The sequence below is a fragment of the Priestia sp. 179-F W1.4 NHS genome, assembly GCF_045369295.1.
In the GTDB taxonomy this organism is placed as follows: Bacteria; Bacillota; Bacilli; order Bacillales; family Bacillaceae_H; genus Priestia; species Priestia zanthoxyli.
The window spans coordinates 537,445-559,708 of the sequence record NZ_JBIQFF010000003.1 but is presented as its reverse complement, the minus strand read 5'-3'; the positions used below and the strand labels follow the sequence as shown (position 1 = coordinate 559,708).

Genomic DNA, 22,264 nt, shown 5'->3' with positions numbered 1-22,264 from the left:
TATAATATTAACACCTGCATTTTATTTTGTTTTTACCTTTATTGTGTAAAAATAAAGGTAAAAAAGAAAGATATTACAAGCACTTATTTGCTTTATCTAAGTATTATTAACGAATTAAAATCCAGTACTGCTCAAATCAGAATAAGTAACATAGCACAAGTATCATCAGTTTTTTTATTTATATACTAAAATATTAAATATACCTTTTTCTACTTACACCAATATTAGGCTTGAACTCGTCGAAACTATTTTCTATCTATCTTTAGACGGAAGCTCCTGGTACATGCTTCCACTTTGCGGAAAAATCCGTTTTTTCCTGAGTTGTTCTTTAAGAATAACATCAAGCTGCCGCTGAATTTTCCTTGTTTCATTTGTTGAAAAATACGGGTAAGCCAAATTTACTGTTTCTAACGGATCCTTGGTCAAATTGTACATTTCAATTTGATCCGGAACCGATGTTTCTTTAAGGTTAGTAAGATCTACCGGGTAACTTTCATATTGCTCTCGGTGGATGACTTCATCTTTTTCGTTAGGTGCTGACCGAAATTGCGGATTATCATGGTATCGAGCGTATTTCCAGATTTCCTTTCCTGCGGCTGATTGAAACTCGACAATGACCGCTTGAATGTGATTAGGCTGAACGACTGACGGATAGCTTTCTCCTAAAAAATTTGTTTGGTGAAGTCCTTTTGTCGGGTCATCATCCGTCATAAAGAAAATCGGTGCTTTTTCTTGATAGAGCGATGTTTCTCCTCGCAACGTTCCTGAGAGGTCTCGCCCAACAAATGGATGTACTTCCGTATGACTTTTTTGCAATTGCTTTTGAACAGCGGAAGCATCGATATTAGCCAAGCTAAGCATTGTCGGGATCAAGTCAACGTGACTAGTCAGCACGCCTGTACGTTGATAACTAGGAAACAAATGCTTGTTATGAATGAGAAGCGGCACGTGAATCGACTCTTCATACATGTTGTACCATTTTTGATGTAGTCCTCCGTGAGCCCCCAGCAAATCACCGTGATCCGACGTGAAAATAATAATGGTATTGTCATAGAACGAAGATTGTTCTATAGTCTGAAGGACTTTCAAAATTTGTTTGTCAACATTTTTTTGAAGCTGATAATATAAGCGCCGGTAGAAACTAGAATTTGGCGTTGGCTACAGCGCTTTTGGATAGATGTATTTATAGCTGCTTTGAGCACTAGGCTTTGTTTGTAAAGATTCTCTAATGGTAGGCGGCGGATCGATGTTCGGAATCGTCTCATCAATAGAAAACTGAAACATAGGAAGGTGTTTGGTAATCGCTCCAAACAGCGCAATGTCATGCGGGTTCACAAACGAAGCTACCATGAGCCAAGGCTGCTCAGTCGCTTGATGTTCTAATCGTTGAATAAGCTCTATGATTTCCTCTGTATATATTTCGTCTCGTCCGCTCACTCCAACGGCCGCAGATGAACCAGAATTGTGCGGGTTTCTCCCTTCCGGTTCTGGACCAATCCACCCTGAAAAACCAAACTTTTCAAGCTTATTAGCGCGTTGATAGAGGCATTCTTTTTCCGGATCCGGTATTCCTGTTTGCATCTGGTAGCTGGAAAAAACATTATGTGTTCCTGGAATTAAGATGTTCTCATCAGAAATATGCCATTTTCCTTTATAAAAGGTTTGATACCCAGCCTGCTTAAAATAATCTCCCATCGTTGGGACGGTATTAGGCTGCAGCCAAAACATATCAGGATCTTGTGACTTCTTTGCGATACCTTGCGTTTGGGTCACTCCGTGCAAGGAAGGGTACTGCCCTGTAAACAATGTAGCTCGACTCGGTGAACAGGCTGTAGAACCGACGTAGTGACGAGTAAACCCCATTCCATGCTGTTTTAAAAATTCACGTGCTTTTAAATGTTTTTTTCGCCACTTTTTTACTTCTTTACTTTCATATACGGGTGGAAATCGTTCTTCGTCCACCATAATCAACAAAAAATTAGGCTGCTCTTTCATGTTTACTCCTCCGCGTGTTTATCAAATGTTCTGTATTGATAAACTATTTAAAAAGTACTTTTTTTAGAAGAACGGAGTAAGGTTCATGTCTTTTTATACCCAAACAAAAAAAGACTTAGAGGATTTCTCTAAGTCTTTCATAACGCGTTTCAATACGATATTCCTTATTTTTTGTATGCTTTTAGCTGCTGATTTCGTTTATAAGTACCCATTATACTAGGTATATCTACAATTATGCTTATCATAAAACTCCACATCATGTAGCGCCAATCCCCTGTAACAAGCGCTACTCCCATAAAAAAATGAGCTGACCAACAAGAGCTAACCATGAAGCTATCCAAGCAAACATCATATTCTCTTTCAAGTTATCACCTCATATTTTTAATTACGAATGACTTCTTTTATTTTACCATAAAATTCTAATTTCGAAGGTTGTTCTACTGTTTATGCTATGTACATAACTAAAAAAGCTAATGACAGCACGTAGCTAGCCATTAGCTTTTTTATTATTTTGCAAATACATGATGCCCTATTTTAATTGTTTCTTGTTTTTGGCGCAGCCATTGATCTCCCGTTTTATCAGGATTAAAGAAGAATAATGAACCTTTTCCTTGACCTTGGAAGTTAATTGCTTCTTCTACAGCTTTTTTTGAACCTTTGTCTGCAGGTTTATTAATTTGACCGTTGCTGACTGGGCTGTACTGACCTTTTTGATAAATAACGCCTTTTACAGTGTCAGGGAATTTGCTGCTGTCGACTCTATTTAATACAACTGTTGCCACGGCTACTTTGCCTGCGTACGGCTCTCCTTTGGCTTCAGCTGATACAAGACGAGCTAATAGTTCTTTATCATTTTTATTTACTTGAATGTGCTGTTCATGAGCGGGTGCTGCAGCAAATGCTGAGTAACCTGCACCAAAACTCGGGATAAGCATTGCGATAGCAATTACTAGTTTTTTCATCATAAAAATAAAAGCCTCCTTGCTATTTCTTGACGTGGTTCATATGCTAGCAGAAATATAGGAGTCTTTCATTGCAAAAAATTATCCAGTTCCAAAAGAAATTGTATATTCTCGTATTTTTTTAACTATTTTTTAATTCGTTCAACTTTCTGTTTTAAAGCAGCTTTTTTCAGACGACTCTGCAGTTTATCCTTTAATAACCTCTATGCGTTTACTTTATTGTCATAAACAACTTTTATTTTATAGTCTAGGTATCTGTAATACTGCTCACAGTCAGAGTAAGAGTCATGAGTCGTCAAAATAAATCCAGGGTACCCTGAAAAGTGCGGATACGGAAAAATTTCTGTACCTTTAGTTATGAACTGAATAACTCTTTTTACTTCACTATCTCTATGCACGTCTTCTACGCCTTGAATTTCTTTGAAAATTCCGTGACCTTGTACAGGAATAATGTAGTTGCCTACTACTTTCTTTTGTTGTCCTTTGTCTTTTAATGCAGGAGGTTTTAAACCTAATACATAGTAAAAAACTAGCTCCATATAGTTAATACCTGTACTTTCTTTTACGATATAATGTGAAATACCAGACCCTCCGATGCGCGCTCCTATTTCAATCACATAAGGTTTTCCTGCTGGGTCCAAGCGTAATTCAATATGAGCGGGGCCATTTTCAATCCCTAAAGCGGTTGCTGCTTTAGCTGCTTCTTGCGAAATAGATTCCCAAACGTTTTCTTCCAGGTGAGCTGGAGCTATATAAACACCTTCTTCAAAAAAAGGCCCTTTTGAATTTCCTTTGTAGCCTATAGAAAGTACATAAACTTTATCTTCTACAGAAAACGTCTCAATAGCAAACTCCGGTCCGTCTATAAATTGTTCAATTACGATACCTGTTTTATTTTTTGTGAACTTACCTAGATCTTCTTCATTTACGCGTCTCACTTTTTCTATACTGTCAATCAGTTCCTCTTTATTATTCGCTCTTGACACTCCTTGACTGGCAAATCCGTTAGAAGGTTTTATTACAACAGGATAGGTTAATAAAAGATCCTTTACTTCCTCTTCATTTTTAATCTCTTTAAAATAAGGAGTATTAAGGTTACTATCTTTTAAAATCTTCCTCATCATCTGTTTGTTGCGACAGTTACTAATCACAAACGGTGATAAGCCCGGCAAGTTTAGTTCTTTTGCCAATTGAGCGACAAACTCTAACGCCGGTTCATATATTGTCATAATACCGTCAAACGAATTTTGGTTATGCTCTGTTTTAATAACCTCAAGAGCTTTCTCCGGAGCTTGAAATAGATCAATGGGTATAAATTTTTGTACGTGTTTAAGATGTGTAGGTTCTGCTTCCTCTTGGTTATAAAAAAATGTCATTTTAATTCCGAGAGCTTCTGCTTCTTCAAAAATAAACGGTAAATATGTATTTTGTAACACAACTGCTAGATGCTTATTTTGTAACAGCATTTACTTCCCCCCTACTTTTAAACAGTTCTTCACTGTTCGATGACTAAATTCTAATGACCGCTTCATATATTTGTCAATTTAATTTTATATAACATTAGGAATATATAGAATATTTGATATATTAGTAAAAGGTAAAGAAAAGAATAATTTATAGGGTAAATACTAAAGCAAAACTAAAAGCAAAAATTTTGCTATTTAATTATAAAGATATGGTTAGAAAAAATTTAATGAGAATTTTTATAAAAAAAGAAAGGTCGACCTAGGTTCAACCTTTCTTTTTTATGTTTTTTATTAAAATAGATAGTAACCATTTATAAAGTTACATCTTTTTCAGCCATCTCATCTAGTATTCTTTTTAATGCAACGTCTGGGTTTAATGCGGGATCTGTTATATGCTGAGTTAAGCATTTCGCACTTTCACTAACCTCTTTTTCGGTAACTACAACCGAATTATATTGAACAAAGTGAGTAAGAAACTTCATGCCCGTTAAGTTAGCCGTTTGTTGCAGTGGTTTTGTTAACTCACTAATCGTATAGTTGTTATAACCTCCTGCTCTATATGACTTTTGCGGACCTCCTACTGAAATTGCCAATACAAATTCTTTTCCATGCAGTTTGGTGCCATTCGTGCCGTATGCCCAGCCGAAAGTTAATACATCGTCCAACCATTTCTTCATTAGCGGAGGCGTACTATACCAGTAAAAAGGAAATTGAAAAACGATGCGGTCATGCTTTAATAAAAGCTCTTGCTCTTTTTCTACATCAATTTCCCAATTCGGATAGCGCTCATAGATATTATTAACTTTGACATCTTCCTTCTCTAATCGCTTCATCCACGCTTTATTAACGTTAGATTCTGCTAAATTAGGGTGAAATATATTTACTAATACTTTCATTATGATCTCTCCTATACTGTGTATAATTTTTATAGTACGGAGATGATTTTCACTTAAACATCTCCTCTTAAATTCCTTTACACGTTTATTTTAGGAGATATTTAAGTCGTTTTCTTGTACAAAATTCGGTTATTTTTGTATGAAATTTTGTTTCCACTTAAGCGGGGACATTCCCGTTATTTTTTTAAAATGCTTTGAGAAGTGGCTTTGATCTGTAAAGCCTAATTCATAAGCAATTTCACTAAGCGGCAAACTGGAGCTTTGTAATTTTTCTTTTGCTCTTTCAATTCGAATCTTAAGCAAGTATTGATGGGGCGTTACGCCTAGCGTTTGTTTAAAGCTGTTAATGAAATGAGAGGAACTTAAATTAGATAAACGAGTTAACTCATCTAATGTAATAGATTCAGCATAGTGATCTTGCATGTATTCCATCGCTATTTTTAGATGCTCAAGTCCCGGCGTCTTACTAAGAAAATTGGATTGACTATCGTTATGCTGTTTTAAAATGTGATAAATAATTAAATTTGTAACTGAGTCAATGTAAAGTTTTCCTTGAGGATTCCCATGTTCGACCTCTTCATTAAGCCACAAAAGAAGCTGCTGCATTTTATGATCTTGATTTCTAAGGTAATAGCTTAGATCAAGGCTAGAAGATAAGCTTTCTTTATCAGCTATTTCTTTAACGATTTGAGGATTTAACTCAACACGTAAAAAAGATAACGGTTCTTTCCACTCGCAAGTGCTGTCAGCTCCCGCAGGAATAAAGTTAATATCATTTTTAAACGCTACTCCTCCATGAAAGCTGTCTGCTACTGTTTCTTGAATCGCAACAGGCTTTGCCGTACGGTGAAGAAGAATCAAATGTTTATCCAACGTTTCACGTGCTTGCTGAGGCTGCACGTTTTCTGCTTTTATAATTTGAACATTTTCTTGTTGTTGACTCAAAACGTCCTTTGAGTTAAACTTTACTTCTTTCATATGGCGCTCCTTTTATATAGATATATCCATTTTTTACTTTTTAGTTTGAATTTATGTGAACCCTTTTTGATTACTATAACGAAAGAGAGAATAAAAAGAAAAAGAAGTGAACCATAGATTCACTTCTTTTATGACGAACTCTTTATTTCATAGCCTGTAAATGGTTATTAGATTTCTGTTTTGCACCCCGCTGAACGAAAAAAATGATACAGAGCGCTAGAAGATATAAACATGCAAAAGCTGTTATGTACCAAAGCGCTGAGGTAATGCCGCTTGCGTCCATAGTAAAGCCAATAAGCGCAGGGAAAACAGCACCTCCAAGCCCTGAAAAACCAGTAATTAAACTTGTTACAAGACGAGCAGATCCAGTAAACGTATGGTTAGCATATACCATCGTTATCGAATAGATACCTGACATTGCCAGCCCTAAAAATCCTAATAAAATATAGCCTGCTACTGCTTCTTTTAACACAATAAACAGCATTAAACTCACAATTGTTCCTCCAATGCTGCCAAAAAGATAACGTTCGTATGTAACGATTCGAATAATCCATCCAGTAGCCACTCGTCCTATTAGCATAGCCACCCAAAAAACGCTTATGCTCAAAGTAGCCTGTGACGGAATTACATCTAGATACGCGATAAAAATAGACGAAAGAAAATTATTCATACTGCTTTCCACTCCCGCGTACATAAAAATCATTACACTAAAAAGAGCGAGTATTTTCCATCTTTGATTTTTAGCAAGCACAGGGGCAGGTTCTGAGTTGGCGTCTGAAGCATCGCTTTCTGAAGTTAAAACAGTCTCTTTTTTAAAAGGAATCATTCTACAGACCACAACCATTAGTAAAGCTAGTACACTCGTTATAAAAAATGAAAACCTCCAGCTGTTCTGTGAAATCAATAAGCTAGCTACTAACGGCATCAACAGCGCACCTAGACCAAATGATACTTCTAAATAACTCATAACAATAGCTCTTCTACCAATAAATACTTCCATCATTAAAGTAGCTACCACTACTTCCAATGCGGCTACACCAATACCGTTTAAAAAATTGAATGCGATAATCCACTCAAATGGAGGCAATAAAAGCATACCTATTTGTGATAGCGCTATCATTAGTGCAGAAACTGTAAGTAAATTCATTTCTCTAAAGCGTCCTAATAGAAAAGAAGATAGAGGAACTCCTATCAAAAATCCTAAAGAACCTAATAATACAAGCTGTCCGCCAACTGTATAGGACACATGATAATGTGTTAACAATTGCGGTAAGACGGACCCTACGGATGTAATGACTAATCCGCCCAGCAAATAAAGCGCATATGAAGCTAGCGCAAACTTTTTCATCTTCCCACTCCCTTATATCCTCTAAAGCGTTCTTTCTGTACTCAATTATAAAGGTTTTTCTTAGATTATTAACCGAAATCCTAGAAAAAAATTTCTCCATACGCTACTTAAGTTCCAATCATTTATAAGATAAAACAAAAAGAAGGAGATCTATGTCTCCTTCTTTTTGTTTTTCACTTTATAGTGATGCTTTTAAAATAGCTAAAATATCATCTTTATTTAGTTTCTTAAAGTTACCGAAACCTCCGTGCTCCATTTCACGAGCAGCAATTCCAGCAATTTCGTCTAGTCGCTCTTCTCCGATATCGTAATCAGCTAAGCGAGAAGGTGCACCAAGACTCGACCAAAAAGCGCTCAGCTTATCGATTCCTTCTAATGCAATGTCTTTGTCGCTTTTACCTGCAGTATCAATATCAAACATGCTTGTCATTACACGCTTCATACGCGTTACATCTTGATCTACAACGTATCGCATCCAATTTGGGAATAAGATTGCTAAACCACCCGCATGAGGGATATCATATACCGCTGATACTGCGTGTTCAATTGTATGTGAAGCCCAATCGCCAAAGTAGCCCATTTGAAGTGTTCCATTTAATGCGATTGTTCCGGAATATAAAATCGTTTCGCGGTGCTCGTAGCTTTGCAGATCTTCTAGTAATTTCGGTGCTGTTTCAATTACTGTTTGTAATACAGAATAGCACATACGATCTTGTAAAGGCGTGTTTTTCACGTTATGGAAATATTGTTCGAACACATGGCTCATCATGTCTACCATGCCGTAGATAGTTTGATCTCTAGGAACAGACATCGTGTTTACAGGATCTAATATCGAAAATATAGGATGCGTAACGGCACTTCCCCAAACGTATTTTTCATTTGTTTCCCAATTCGTAATAACAGAATCAGGATTCATTTCAGAACCTGTTGCTGCCAATGTTAATACTGTTCCAAACGGCAGTGCTTTTGTAGCCGTTACTTTTTTGTTAATAATATCCCAAACGTCTCCTTCATACTCAGCTCCGGCAGCGATTGCTTTTGTGCAGTCAATCACGCTTCCACCGCCGACTGCTAGCATGAAGTCAATGTTTTCATTTCGGCAAATTTCAATTCCTTTTCGTACCGTAGATAGTCGAGGATTTGGCTCTACGCCCGCTAACTCATGTATATTTACGTTTAACTCTTTTAACAGCGTAAGAACTTGATCGTATAAACCGTTTTTCTTAATGCTTCCTCCGCCGTAAACAAGCAAAATATTTTTTCCGTATTTCGGGAGCTCTTCTGATAATGCTTGAAGCTGATCTTTTCCGAAGATTAATTTTGTGGGATTATGATAAATGAAATTTTCCATACTATCTGTATACCTCCTAGTTGAATATAAAGTGAGTTGTCGCATTTCGCGAACAAGAATGTAAGTATAAATGTAAAACAAAAATTTTTCAAGAGTTAAGTTCTCAAATCGCGTACTTTATTTTATTGAGTAATTAAAATGAAGAAAATGGCTTCTTAGATATAAAAAAGAGAGCAAGTAAATGCTCTCTTTAAAGTTCTTTATAAGCCATTTTTCTATACGTAACAAATCCTTCTTTTTCGTAAAAGCTCTCGGCAATCGTATTGTCACTCCAGTAATCTAACTCAATTGTAGTGATCTCTTTTTCACGAGCAATGCTATAAATTTCTCTCATCAAACTCGAACCAAACCCTTTGTTTTTGTAGGGTTCTGCGATGTTTATTTGATGAACATAAATTGACTTGTAAGTCTTTTTAAACACTGTCTCTGAATACTGCTTTATTTCCAGCCAAGCGAATCCCACATGCTGACCTTCGTTTTCTCCTAAAAGAAAGATAAATCTATCGTCTTTCATCAGGTTCTTAAAAAATTCATGTATCTTCTGAAAATCATATGTTTGAAAGCGCTCGGGGTATAATTCTACATGCAGTTGATGAACAGACTGATTAAGGTTGACAATTGTATCAGCATCGAAAGTACGGCTAATCTTCAATTTTTTCTCTCCTATATATCTCGTATTTAGTAATGGTCGTTATGAATTTATTTCGTTTAATATAGCCGATGCATTTGAGGTAAATAACAGATAGTTTTTATTGGTCGTTTTTATAAAGATGCGGTCAGTCGTTCCGTACGGAGGGCCAATTCGAATGGCGCTTACTTCTTTGCCTCCGTACGTGTCATCTTCCGTTACTTCAAGAATGTCTTCTAACGGAATCGTAAAGTGTGAAAGCTGCCATTTTATAATGAGATTATCATTTATTTTTCGGACACTGATAGTTGGTGTAAACATTTTATACATCCCCTTCCCTTAACTTTCTCCCTGTGCAAAGTGTTCTTTTATCCTTAAAATTGCTTCTTTCGGACAGTCTTGAAAATACCCTCCATGGTAACAAATAACATGCTCAATGTCGTAGTGTAAGAATTTTTCCAGTGAGTGAACTGCTTGGTCCATATTTAAGGTCGTTTGTTTAACAGGTCCCATTAGTTGTTCATTTGCAAATACTAAAGCATCTCCAGCAACCAGTGTTTTTGATTTTCTTAAATAAAAACTAACATGCCCAGGCGTATGTCCGGGAGTGAAAATAACTTCAATACCTCCGCAGTATGGAAGCAGTTGATCTTCTTTGAATACTGTATCTACCTCAACTTTTGGAGGATTTTTATATAAATATTTTATTTCGTCAGGTATAGCTGCTAGTTCTTCGTTACTCATTCTACTCGCATTCGTTTTAATAAGCGGAAGTTTCCCTTCAATATACGGCTTATCAAATTCATGAGCATGTACGATGATATTTTCATTTGATTTTTTTCGTATATCAGTCGCACATCCTATATGATCTAGATCTTGGTGTGTTAGAAGAATTGCTTTTAGCTGTTCAATAGATATATTCAATTCACCCAAGGCCTCTTTCAGTTGATCGGTTTGCCCAGGCATTCCTGTATCAATTAGAACAGCTTCATCGTTATTCCAAACTAACGTAGGATTTAATATTATATCTTGGTCAAAAGCTCTGGCAGTCAACTGTAGCATTTCAACACCTGCAGAAATTCTCATTGCACTCCCCTTTTCTTATTAAAGTAAAAAGATTTTCAACCTCCACAATCGCTTAGCATGCAGTGGTATTCTTGAATTTTATCAATAAACAAAATAAAAACCAGACTGGAAAAAAATCACTTTTTATGCTATAATATCTATAAAATAAAGCTTACTATGATAGATCTTTATAAATAAAAAGGTGAACCTTGTTGTCCGAGGTTCACCTTTTTTTGCTTATCGTTAGCCGTATAGCTTTTTTATTTCTTATCTTCTCTTTGGATACACTCATGCAAAGGTACAACCTTGGTTTTCTTTGCTATTTTATATCCCCACCACGTCGCTAAAAAGAGAGGCAGTCCGATGTATGAGACCGTTAAGCCGTACCAATCAATTTTGTCAGAAAGTACCGCTTGATAGTTTTGTCCTAAAATAACGACGAGACACATTCCAAATGCAAGAACCGGGCCTAAAGGAAACCATTTTGCTTTATAAGCCAGTTCATTTATATCCCGTCCTGAAGCAACATATGCTTTTCGGAAACGATAGTGGCTGACGGCAATACCAATCCACGCAATAAATCCGCTCATGCCTGAAGCGTTTAAAAGCCACATATACATTTGATCGCCAAAAATTGATGTTAAAAAGGCAAGACCGCCAATGATAGTGGTTAAAACAAGCGCGTTTACTGGAATTCCTCGACGATTAATTTTTCGAAGCGCTTTAGGCGCTTGCCCTTCATTGGCCATGGACCATAACATTCGCGTAGAAGCATATAAGCCAGAAGTTCCGGCTGATAAAACCGACGTAAGAATAACAGCATTCATCACTGAAGCAGCTGCAGCAATTCCTGCTTTTTCAAAAACAAGCGTAAATGGACTAACAGCAATGTTATCCACATCTCCTCCTAGAAGAGATGGACTTGTGTAAGGAATGATAAGCCCAATTACAGCAATGGCTGCAATATAAAATAGAAGAATGCGCCAAAAGACTTGGCGAATGGCTTTTGGGATATTTTTTTGAGGGTTTTCACTTTCCCCCGCCGCAATGCCGACTAGCTCTGTACCTTGAAAAGAAAATCCCGCGATAAAGAAAATGCTTAGTACGGACAGAAATCCGCCGTTGACCGGCGCTTCTTCTAATGTAAAGTTTTTAAAACCGATATATTCACCGCCGAAAATGCCAAATATGGTCAGAAGGCCCACTCCGATAAACACAATGATGGTTACTACTTTTACGAGAGCAAACCAATATTCAGATTCTCCATAGCTTTTTACAGATAGGAAATTAAGTAAAAAAATTAAGCCTAAAAACAAAGCGCTCCAGATAATACTTGGCACATCAGGGAACCAAAACTTCATGATAATAGCAGAAGCAGCTATTTCTACAGCGAGCGTAACAGCCCAGTTAAACCAGTAGTTCCAGCCGAGCGCAAAGCCGAGAGCTGGGTCTACATAATGACTGGCGTACGTTGAAAAAGAACCTGATACCGGCATAAACGTGGCCATTTCTCCAAGGCTAGTCATGAGAAAGTAAACCATAATTCCAATAGCCCCGTAAGCAATCAGCGCTCCTCCAGGTCCAGCAGTTTGGATGGATGATCCGGTAGCTAGAAATAAGCCCGTTCCGATTGACCCTCCAATGGCAATCATGGTCATATGACGCGCTTTTAAATGGCGTTTTATATGCTTATCGTCCTGCTTCTTTTCTTCTTCATTACGATTTATATCGACCGCTTCCATACTTATCCCACCTTTATAAATGAACTATGCGCACATGTTTAATGTAAAGCGTATAAGAATATCCATCTCCCACAAAAAGCAGGAGATGGACTCTTCATTGCTTACTTTGAAAAATCAAAGTAGTTTCGTTTTAATAGACGAGGCAGGCTCATAAGCTGTTCGTACGTTACACTTTTTTCTAAGGCAGAGGTGTTAATTAAAAACAGTTGATCTTCAATGTGCCCAACCGTTTCATCTGTTTGATACGTAATCCCGCATTCTGAACATGTAATGGAAGGCGTCTCTTTAATTTCTATAGCTTTTGTGCCGTCAGGAAGCTCCCAATAAACCGTTGCATCCGTCTCTTTCGCTTCATATGATTCGCACCATTGGCATTTCAATATTATTCCTCCTTCGCTCCCGCCGTTTCGTATTTTTTCATTTGCGTTTCAAATTTTTTCTCTTTTAATTGATCGCGCTTTTCACGCTTGTCTTTTAAAGAGCTATGCTCTGGATTTTGGTCATACGTTTTCCGGCGGTCAAGACGGTTTAGACCTTCCGGCGTTAAGTTGAACTTTGTATCATCAATAATCGAAAGAACACCGTTGCTTTCAAATTTTTCAAACACTTCAGGATATACTTTTTTATAAAATTCTTCTGCGCTGCCACTTTGGTAATTTTGCGGCTCCGGATAAGACGTAATAACACCTTCAAAGTTTCGAAGCACAACTTTATTGGAGCTTTGAGAAATAATGTAGTTTGGCTGCAGCGGAATTTTACCGCCTCCTCCAGGAGCATCCACGATAAACGTAGGAACTGCATAGCCGGACGTATGGCCGCGAAGTCCTTCCATAATTTCTAGTCCTTTACTGATTGGCGCACGGAAATGGCCGATTCCTTCTGATAAATCACATTGATAAATGTAGTAAGGTCTCACGCGAATTTTTACTAAATCATGCATAAGCTGCTTCATGATTGGCACGCTGTCGTTAATTCCGGCTAAAATAACCGCTTGGTTTCCAACTGGAACTCCTGCGTTGGAAAGCATTTCACAAGCACGCTTTGATTCTTCGGTAATTTCAATTGATGTGTTGAAGTGCGTATTCAGCCAAACCGGATGATATTTCTTTAAGATGTTGCAAAGATTTTCTGTAATGCGCTGCGGGAACACCACAGGTGCTCTTGTACCGATACGAATAATTTCTACGTGCGGAATATCGCGCAAATTTTTCAAAATATATTCTAAAATATTATCATTGATTAATAGGCCGTCTCCTCCGGAAATTAATACATCACGGATTTGAGGGTTGGCAGCAATGTAATTAATAGCTGTATCCAGCTGTTTTTTTGGAACGCCCATGCCAATTTGTCCTGAAAAACGTCTTCTTGTACAGTAGCGGCAGTACATAGAGCACTGATTTGTAACTAAAAACAGCACGCGGTCTGGATAGCGGTGAGTTAAGCCAGGAACCGGTGAATCTTCATCTTCATGAAGCGGATCTTCTAAATCATACCTTGTCTTATGCAGTTCTTCTGAAATAGGAACGGACTGCATTCTGATTGGACATTTCGGATCGTTCTCATCCATTAACCATGCGTAATAAGGAGTGATGTTTAACGGAATCGTTTTGGTTGCAATTTTAACGCCTTCTTCTTCTTGAGGTGTTAAATTGATCACTTTCTTCAAATCTTCCAATGTTTTAATCGTGTTTGTCAGCTGCCATACCCAGTCGTTCCACTGCTCGTCCGTTACATCTTTCCAAAGCTCAATTTCTTTCCAATGTCTGCTTGCTTTATATAATGTATTTTTCATTTTATATTCCCTCCAAAGTTCATTTTTTGAATAGATGTTCTATTAAGAAATTGACCGCACCATATAATAGCGATCTTCTCCTTCGCCAAACTCTCCTGCTCGCGTTTCTTTAATCGTAAAGCCCATTTTTTTATACAGCTTCACAGCACCTTCATTTTTTACATTCACAGTCAAACAAACGCTTTCAAAACTATCTTTTTGTAGAATCGAAAATATTTCTTCTAAGAACAGCTGTCCAATTCCGCTTCCTTGTTTATCAGAGCGGACGTAGAACCCAAAGATATAAGCTTTTGTGACATCTTTGTAATCTCGAAGCAGCTCGCAAATGGCAATTGGCCTTGCGTCATTTTCCTGGAAATATTGAATGAGCTTTCCGTAGCGCGCTAAAGGTACAAGCGTCTGTTCATCAACGGCTCCCATGCCCGGAAACGCATCTTTTTCAAGTTCAATCATCATTTTTTGCTGCGCGGGACTTAACGACTCTGGGACTTCGATATAATACTGCTCTTTTAATGCATCCATTTTTCTTTCCTCCTTTTTTCACTTTCATATTTTGCATCTTGCAGCGGCCATATTGGACTTGGAAGGTGCTGATAATTAAAGGTCGTTAAGCGATTTGACGCTACGCCTGGAGCATCCACATAGATGATAGACCCTACAAGCGGTTCAAAAGCGGCTCTGAAATGATTTTTAGCTTTTAAACCAATGATTTTTTTCCTTGCTGGCTCGATACCGATATGGCGAAAAAGTTCAGGATCGTTTGCTGATACCGGCCTTCCAATCAACAAAATATCCAATTCTCCTACTCGAATATGAGCTGCGCCTTTTACATTTACTTTTAAATGCTGATTAAACGGTCCCGAATTGTAAAACTCACCTTCTGATAAGCCAATGACCTTTGCTTCAACTTCAACGGGCTTTCCAAACTCAGGAGAAACTTTTCCTCCTAAGGAAAGAGAGACGTAGCTTCCAACTCCTGCTTGCACGCATTGTTTAATAGATTCAGGGTCATAAAGACCTCCAAACAGTGTCCCCGGCATATTTAGCTTCAGCATGTATTCTAAAAGCTCTGTTGTATCGCCGCTTCCGCAGCTTAAAGGATTGTCCGCTATATCAGCGAGCACAATTGGCTGTTCGTTTGATCGTTTTAACGCTGTTTGCAGACCTTCTTCAACGGTAGGCAAATCCATGATAAAATCTTCTTTTATACTCCAAAACTGAGAAGCTAGTCTATTTGCTGTTTTTTCTGCTGTTTCAGGATTCAAAGCTGTTACGAGCACGCTTGCTCCCGCAATTGGAATATCAGAATACGGAAAGCCTCCAAAAATGGAAACATTGTATACGTCGTCTTCTTGCTCGGCTTGCTTAGCAAGATCGATCATTTTTTTCATCGGCCCTTCTGCTGTTCGCATATTAATCGACGGCAAAAGCATGGGCAGTTTTTTTAAAGACGCATAATAGATAGCGCTCTCTTTTACTTGTGTTAAAAGCGCTCGCGCAGCGTTCACTCCTTGTTCATACATATCAACGTGAGGATATGTTTTAAAACCAAAATGAAGCGACGTGTACGTAAGCATATCTTCACTGACATTTGCATGCATATCGAGCGTAGTGGCAATAGGAACGTTATTTCCTATACAGCTTCTTATTTGACCTAACAAATGGGCTTCCGGATCGAAAAGATGCTCTGCTACCATTGCGCCGTGCAAGGCGATTAATAAGCCATCTAGCGGGCCGGCGTGAGTAAGCATATGCAGCATTTGCTTTTCAATTGTGTAATAAGCTGCCGAAGATACAACCCCAGACGGAATTGCAGCTGCACAAACAAGGGGAACGATTTCTACTTGCTTCTCTTGCTTTAATACATCCAAAAATCCCCCTACTTCTGTTTTGGTTCCTGAGTATGCTTTATATATTTCCGTTCCAACAAAATATCCTTCTTGTACAAACTGTTCTATTTCTGTTTTTAATGGACTAAAGCTGTGAGATTCATGATAAAAAAAGGCAATGCCAATGCGATATGAAGACATGTGCTCCTCCTTTTTGCTAAGGTGCGAGATTAATAGTTGGTGTAGACAGACTTCCATTCTGTCATCACATCAAATGCATGATGAGAAACTTCCCTGTGGCCGTTGCCAGACATTTTCATTCCACCGAATGCTACCCCCATTTCAGCATTAGATGTTCCGTTATTGATATAGACTAATCCGCTAACAGCGTCTTTGGCAGCTCGGCTGGCATAGTGCAAGCTGCTTGTATAAATAGAAGTGGAAAGTCCGTACACCGTTCCATTATTGACGCTCATTGCTTCTTCGTAGCCATCTACTTCAATAAAAGCAAGCACGGGACCAAAAATCTCTTCTTGAGCAATTGTGTGATTTGAATGGACATTATCGATGATTGTAGGCATGTAATAACAAGTTCCTAACTCTGATAAAGCACGACCTCCGAGCGCAATATTCCCGCCTTCTTCTACCGCTTTTTGTACGTAATCTTCTACTAAACGGCACTGCTGTTCATTAACAAGCGGTCCTATTGCAACCCCTTCATCAAGACCATTTCCAATCTTCATTTCTTCTGTAAGAGCTATTACTTTTTTCAACAGCTCTTCTTTTACTGAACGCTCCACGATGACTCTGCTAGCTGCGGTACAGCGCTGACCCGTTGTCGTGAATGCTGATTTAACGATTCCCTCTGCTGCTTTATCCAGATTGGCATCTTTTAATACGATAACCGCGTTTTTTCCTCCTAGCTCTAAAGAAATACGCTTTAAGGTTTTGCTGCTCATTTCTGCTAATTGCTGACCAACTTCCGTAGAACCTGTAAATGAGATGATTTTCACTTCAGAGTGCGTAGCAAGCTTTTGTCCAACGATTCTGCCCGATCCTGTAAGCAAGTTAATCGTTCCTTTTGGAAGCCCCGCAGCGTGCAATACTTCCATAAAAATCTTCGCTGAGAGCGCCACTTCTGAAGCCGGCTTCCAGACAACGGTATTGCCAGCAATTAAAGCGGCAAACATTTTATAAGAAGCGAGAGAAACAGGAAAGTTCCAAGGTGTAATACATGCCACAACTCCAAGCGGTTCGCGAACCATTTTTATATCTCGGTCAGGAAAGCCAGCGGGCACTATTTCGCCAAACAAACGTCTTCCTTCTCCCGCCATATACTGAGCTGTTGCAATGACGACACCAACTTCCCCTATGGATTCTGATAGCGGTTTTCCCATCTCTTTTGTCATTACTTGGGCTAGCTCTTCTTTTCTGTTTTCAAAAAGCCCAGCTGCTTTTGTTAAAAATGCTGCACGTTCAGGAATAGATATATTTTTCCAGTGGCTGTAGGCTTTACTAGCCGCGTTTACGGCAGCATCGACTTGACTAGCCGTAGCGGCTGCGCACATTCCGACGAGCTCTTGTGTTGCAGGGTTTATACTTTTAAAATAGGTTTGCTCCTCTTCACTTACCCACTCGCCGTTAATATATAAATCTCCTTGCAGCAGTTCGGTTTTAGTTTGACTCATATCGTTACCCTCCTTTTCATTTAAAAAGCTAGTTAATTGAAACTGCTTCTGTGATGACTTCTTCTAATAAAGACAGCCCTTGATTCAGCACGTCTTTATCAATATTCAGCGGCAGCATTAAGCGAATGGTTTGCCCTTTGACTCCACAGTTCATGATAAGCAGTCTTCTTTCCAGCGCTTTTGATTTAATGGCAGGAACATAAGCAGCTGCTGTTTCAACATGAAATTCAATGCCAATCATCATGCCAATTCCTCTAACCTCTTTAATAGCCGGTAAATGTCCGATAGAATGCTGAAGACGTTTCACAATATCGGCACCTACTTTTTCACTGCGCTCTACAAGCTTTTCTTCTTCAATGATTGAAATGTTAGCTAAAGCAGCTGCGCACGATACTGGATTCCCACCAAAAGTAGAACCATGTCCGGCTGTTGGCCATTTCTCATGCAGTTCTCGGCTTGCTACAATCGCTCCTAGTGGCATACCACCGGAAAGAGCTTTTGCTAAAACTAAAATATCTGGTGTGACTCCAGCATGTTCTGCGGCAAACATTTTTCCAGTGCGCCCGAATCCCGTTTGCACTTCATCAAAGATAAGCAGAATGCCATAATCATTCGCTATGTCTCTCAGTGCGCGTAAAAAGCTAGAAGGAGCAGGGTAATAGCCTCCTTCGCCCATGACTGGCTCAATAACAATCGCCGCTACGCGTGAAGGATCCACTCGCAGCTCAAACAGCTTTTGCAGTTGATTTAAGCAATATGCTTCCGCTTCTTCCTCGTCAATATTAGGAAGCTGACTTGGATACGGATAAGGCGCGTGATACACTTCTCCCAAAATCGGCTCGTAGTAGCTTCGGTACTTGGAGCTTGAAGCCGTAATAGCTGTAGCTCCTAATGTACGGCCATGAAAAGAACCTTCAAAAGCAATAATCGCTGGTCTGCCAGTGGCCGCTTTTGCTAACTTAAGCGCTCCATCAATAGCTTCTGCGCCTGAGTTTGAAAAGAAAACCGTATCTAAGTTTCCTGGCGTAATTTGCGCAAGTTTTTCCGCCAAATTCACAGCTGTTTCATAGTATCCGTAATTTAAACCGAGGTGAAGCAGCTGATCTGCTTGTTTTTTAATTGCTTCTACCATCTTTTCATGTGTATGACCTACTGCATTGACAGCTACTCCTGATACAAAATCAATGTATTCCGTGCCATCAGCTGTCCAAAATTTCGCACCGTGCGCTTTTTCAATAACAAGCTCTGTTACTCTTGTCATCACGGGTGATAAATGTTTTTTGCCTTTGATTTGAAGCTCTTCTGTTTTATTTTGCACTTTCATATGACTCATCCTTTCTTATGTGCTGATGAAAAATAGAAAACGCATGATCTAGCAATCTCACTATTTCATCAACTTCTGATTTCGTTATATTTAAAGGAGGACTAATAATGATATGTTCTCCTTTATGTCCATCTATAGATCCGGACCCTGGATAAAATACGCCTCCAAGCTCCATACAAATTTCATTGAGCTTTTCGCTGGCTGCTTCGCCTGGCTCGAAAAATATCTGTTGATTGGCGTCTTTCATTAGTTCTAATCCAATTAAAAGTCCGCGGCCGCGAATATCTGAAATATACGGATGCTTGCGCTGCAGCGCTACTAAACATTCCATTAAATACGCACCTTGAGTTTCTACATTTTGAAGGATATTTACTTCTTCATACATGTCCAAAGCAGCAAGTCCTGCCGCTATCGAAACAGGATGTCCACTGTACGTATAGCCGTGAAGGAATTTTCCGCCGCTATTTTCTAACAGTCCTTGAATCAGACGGTCATGGACAACCATTCCCCCTAAAGGAGCGTACCCTGCTGAAACTCCTTTACCAAACGTTAGAATATCCGGTTCGATTCCGAATTGTTCCACTGCAAAATCAGTTCCTGTTCTCCCAAAGCCTGTCATCACTTCATCAACAATCAAAAGAATGTCATAGCGGCTGCAAAGCTCACGTACTTTTTTGAAATAGTCAAGCGGAGGCACGACAGCTCCTTGCTGACTTCCTACAATCGGCTCTGCGATAAAAGCTGAAATATTTTCTGGACCAAGCTCTAAAATGGTGCGTTCAATATCGGTGATGCAGCTCCAGTTTTGATTTGCCACGCAGTCTTCTTGATTGCGATTATACGGACAGCGATGACAATAAGGAGAATACACGTGCGCAAAATGTAAAAGATTAGGTGTGTAAGGATATCGTCTTTTTACATCTCCTCCAGCTGATAGTGCCCCTATCGTATTTCCGTGATAGGACTGCCACCTTCCGATTACGATGTGTTTTTGCGTCTTTCCGGCATCTCTGTGATATTGCCTTGCTAATTTTAATGCACTTTCATTGGCTTCTGATCCTCCTGATGTAAAATAGACTTTGTTTAAATGGAGTGGAGCCATTTTACCGATTTTCCCTGCAAGTTTATGCAAAACATCTGTTTCAAAACGTAATGTATGAACAAACGCCGCTTTTTTAGCCTGATCAGCCATCGCCTCGGCTATTTTTACAATGCCGTGCCCTAAGTTTGCCGCTACGGCCCCGGAGCAGCCGTCTAAATACTTTTTTCCTTGTTCATCTATTAAGTAGCTTCCTTGACCGTGCGTAATCATAGGGTACTTTTTTGTTAAATCTCTATGAAAAACATAATCTCTTTTTATTTCGTCCATCTTTCCACCACCATCGCCATTCCTAATCCTCCTGCAACGCAAATAGTAGCAAGGCCGTATCGTCTTTTTTGCTTGTGGAGCTCATGACACAGAGTTGTGATGATTCTTGCCCCGGAGCAGCCTAAAGGATGTCCAAGCGCAATTGCTCCTCCGTTTACATTCACTTTCTCTGATGTGATGTCCCATTCTCTTAAGCAAGCAATACTTTGGGCGGCAAATGCTTCGTTTAGTTCAATTAAGTCCATATCATTTAAGCTTAAACCGGCTTTAGTTAAAGCAATTTGCGAAGCAGAAACGGGGCCAATTCCCATTTCCTTTGGAGAGACGCCGGCTGCGGCAAACGACACAATCTTTGCCATAGGTGTTAATCCGAGATGCTCAGCTTTTTCTTCCGACATCATCAGCAGCATCGAAGCGCCATCGTTTCTTCCGGATGAATTTCCGGCTGTCACCGTTCCATTTCTTTGAAAAACGGGCTTAAGCGTACCAAGCTTTTCTTTGCTAGTAAGACGAGGGAATTCATCTGTTGCAAAATGCCTCATTCCTTCTTTTACAGGAACCGGTATAATTTCTTCTTCGAACAAATCAAGTTCTATAGCCCGCCTAGCTTTTTCCTGACTATAAAAAGCAAACTCGTCCTGCTCCGTACGGCTAATGCTATACTTTTCAGCAAGCCACTCCGCCGTCTGTCCCATTGTAAACGTTCCGTATAGCGTTTCAGGCTGTGATTTTGGCTGACTTTCTGTGTTAGAGTCATAGAGTGTTAAATCACCAACGTGAAAACCAAAACGAGTGCCTACCGTATAGTGCGGTGCTTGAGACATGCTTTCCACTCCTCCAGCTAATACCGCTTCGGCTTGACCTGATAAAATGGACATAGCGCCATTCATCACAGCCTGCATGCCTGAGCCGCACTGGCGGTGCACGGTATAAGCAGGAATACGTTCAGAGAATTGAGCTTTAAGCCCGGCTACTCTCGCTATATTAGGAGCATGAGCGCTTTGTTTCGTTTGTCCGACAATAATTTCATCAACAATCTCTGATGTATATCCGGCTGAAGACAAATTGTTTTTCATCACAAGAGAGACTAGTTCTTCTGGAAGCGTATCTGCAAGCGAACCGCCAAACTTTCCAATAGGAGTTCGAAATGCATTTACAATCACTGCCATTATGCCGTCACCTCATTGTCTTTGCTAAACAATGTAGAAACATGAAAAGAAGCCTCTGTTTTTTGTTTTACTTCCTCTAAAGAAACACCCGGAGCTGTTTCAAGAAGTTCAAGACCAAGATCGGTTACCGAAAAGACAGCTAATTCCGTAATAATCATATCGACTCGTCGCTCTGAAGTAAGCGGATAGGTTAAATTCCTAACTAGCTTTGACTCTCCTTGACTATTCGTATGAAGAGTCGTCACAATCACTTTTTTCGATCCTTCTAATAAATCCATTGCTCCTCCTACGCCAAGAACACTTTTCCCAGGGACAGCCCAGTTCGCAATTCGCCCTGCTTCATCTACTTGAAGCACTCCAAGAATGGATACATTCACATGACCTCCGCGTATCATCGCAAAAGAATCGGCGCTGTTAAAAAATGAGGCACCTTCCAAGACCGTGACGGGAAGCTTCCCAGCATTCACAAGCTCTGAATCTATATAGGTTTCTTCAGGAGTAGGGCCAACGCCGAGAATTCCGTTTTCTGAATGTAAAAAAACGTGAACATCGGGTGAAATATAATTAGCAACCAAAGTAGGAATCCCTATTCCTAAGTTCACTACATCTCCGTGACAAAGCTCTTTTGCAGCGCGCCCAGCAATATATTGTTTAACGTTCAT

At 39.3% G+C, this 22,264-nt stretch carries 19 protein-coding genes and 1 pseudogene; all 20 read right to left on the bottom strand.

Going from position 1 to position 22,264, the window contains the following annotated elements; genetic code table 11:
• Positions 1-252: 252 nt before the first annotated feature.
• Positions 253-1,995, bottom strand: a pseudogene (locus ACH0CI_RS18055) (sulfatase family protein).
• 506 nt (positions 1,996-2,501) lie between these two features.
• Complete coding sequence (locus ACH0CI_RS18050) at positions 2,502-2,960, bottom strand: cell wall hydrolase (RefSeq protein ID WP_033579000.1); 459 nt, start codon at positions 2,958-2,960, stop codon at positions 2,502-2,504.
• A 200-nt stretch (positions 2,961-3,160) separates the two neighbouring features.
• Complete coding sequence (locus ACH0CI_RS18045) at positions 3,161-4,423, bottom strand: ATP-grasp domain-containing protein (protein WP_335707895.1); 1,263 nt, start codon at positions 4,421-4,423, stop codon at positions 3,161-3,163.
• A gap of 311 nt (positions 4,424-4,734) precedes the next feature.
• Positions 4,735-5,319, bottom strand: a complete 585-nt coding sequence (locus tag ACH0CI_RS18040; protein ID WP_335707896.1) for an NAD(P)H-dependent oxidoreductase — start codon at positions 5,317-5,319, stop codon at positions 4,735-4,737.
• 129 nt (positions 5,320-5,448) lie between these two features.
• Positions 5,449-6,297, bottom strand: coding sequence for a helix-turn-helix domain-containing protein (locus ACH0CI_RS18035; protein WP_335707897.1), 849 nt, complete (start codon positions 6,295-6,297; stop codon positions 5,449-5,451).
• Between the two features lie 142 nt (positions 6,298-6,439).
• On the bottom strand, positions 6,440-7,645 hold the full coding sequence (locus ACH0CI_RS18030) for an MFS transporter (RefSeq protein WP_406902000.1): 1,206 nt from the start codon (positions 7,643-7,645) through the stop codon (positions 6,440-6,442).
• 178 nt (positions 7,646-7,823) lie between these two features.
• Positions 7,824-8,996, bottom strand: coding sequence for an iron-containing alcohol dehydrogenase (locus ACH0CI_RS18025; RefSeq protein ID WP_335707899.1), 1,173 nt, complete (start codon positions 8,994-8,996; stop codon positions 7,824-7,826).
• A gap of 190 nt (positions 8,997-9,186) precedes the next feature.
• On the bottom strand, positions 9,187-9,648 hold the full coding sequence (locus tag ACH0CI_RS18020; protein WP_335707900.1) for a GNAT family N-acetyltransferase: 462 nt from the start codon (positions 9,646-9,648) through the stop codon (positions 9,187-9,189).
• 39 nt (positions 9,649-9,687) lie between these two features.
• Complete coding sequence (locus ACH0CI_RS18015) at positions 9,688-9,945, bottom strand: SunI/YnzG family protein (RefSeq protein ID WP_335707901.1); 258 nt, start codon at positions 9,943-9,945, stop codon at positions 9,688-9,690.
• Between the two features lie 18 nt (positions 9,946-9,963).
• Complete coding sequence (locus ACH0CI_RS18010; protein ID WP_028408511.1) at positions 9,964-10,710, bottom strand: MBL fold metallo-hydrolase; 747 nt, start codon at positions 10,708-10,710, stop codon at positions 9,964-9,966.
• A 239-nt stretch (positions 10,711-10,949) separates the two neighbouring features.
• Complete coding sequence (locus tag ACH0CI_RS18005; protein WP_098525049.1) at positions 10,950-12,431, bottom strand: amino acid permease; 1,482 nt, start codon at positions 12,429-12,431, stop codon at positions 10,950-10,952.
• 101 nt (positions 12,432-12,532) lie between these two features.
• Positions 12,533-12,811 (bottom strand): YokU family protein, encoded by a 279-nt coding sequence (locus tag ACH0CI_RS18000; protein WP_013057076.1) that lies wholly within the window; start codon positions 12,809-12,811, stop codon positions 12,533-12,535.
• A 2-nt stretch (positions 12,812-12,813) separates the two neighbouring features.
• Complete coding sequence (kamA, locus tag ACH0CI_RS17995) at positions 12,814-14,223, bottom strand: lysine 2,3-aminomutase (protein WP_028408513.1); 1,410 nt, start codon at positions 14,221-14,223, stop codon at positions 12,814-12,816.
• 42 nt (positions 14,224-14,265) lie between these two features.
• Complete coding sequence (locus ACH0CI_RS17990; protein WP_406901996.1) at positions 14,266-14,745, bottom strand: GNAT family N-acetyltransferase; 480 nt, start codon at positions 14,743-14,745, stop codon at positions 14,266-14,268.
• Positions 14,733-16,253 (bottom strand): M81 family metallopeptidase, encoded by a 1,521-nt coding sequence (locus ACH0CI_RS17985; protein WP_406901994.1) that lies wholly within the window; start codon positions 16,251-16,253, stop codon positions 14,733-14,735. The genes ACH0CI_RS17990 and ACH0CI_RS17985 overlap by 13 nt, the downstream gene beginning before the upstream one ends.
• 29 nt (positions 16,254-16,282) lie before the next feature.
• The gene (locus tag ACH0CI_RS17980; protein ID WP_154991337.1) at positions 16,283-17,740 is read right to left on the bottom strand and encodes an aldehyde dehydrogenase family protein; all 1,458 of its coding nucleotides are present in this window, start codon (positions 17,738-17,740) and stop codon (positions 16,283-16,285) included.
• Positions 17,741-17,768: 28 nt separating this feature from the next.
• Positions 17,769-19,064: an aminotransferase class III-fold pyridoxal phosphate-dependent enzyme gene (locus ACH0CI_RS17975; RefSeq protein ID WP_034266166.1), complete on the bottom strand. Its 1,296-nt coding sequence runs from the start codon at positions 19,062-19,064 to the stop codon at positions 17,769-17,771.
• Entirely contained in the window at positions 19,048-20,433 is a 1,386-nt protein-coding gene (locus ACH0CI_RS17970) for an aminotransferase class III-fold pyridoxal phosphate-dependent enzyme (protein ID WP_034266163.1), read from the bottom strand. Before ACH0CI_RS17970 ends, ACH0CI_RS17975 begins: the two co-directional genes overlap by 17 nt.
• On the bottom strand, positions 20,421-21,602 hold the full coding sequence (locus ACH0CI_RS17965; RefSeq protein WP_221817446.1) for a thiolase family protein: 1,182 nt from the start codon (positions 21,600-21,602) through the stop codon (positions 20,421-20,423). The genes ACH0CI_RS17970 and ACH0CI_RS17965 overlap by 13 nt, the downstream gene beginning before the upstream one ends.
• Positions 21,602-22,264, bottom strand: a complete 663-nt coding sequence (locus ACH0CI_RS17960; RefSeq protein WP_047750963.1) for a CoA transferase subunit B — start codon at positions 22,262-22,264, stop codon at positions 21,602-21,604. The genes ACH0CI_RS17965 and ACH0CI_RS17960 overlap by 1 nt, the downstream gene beginning before the upstream one ends.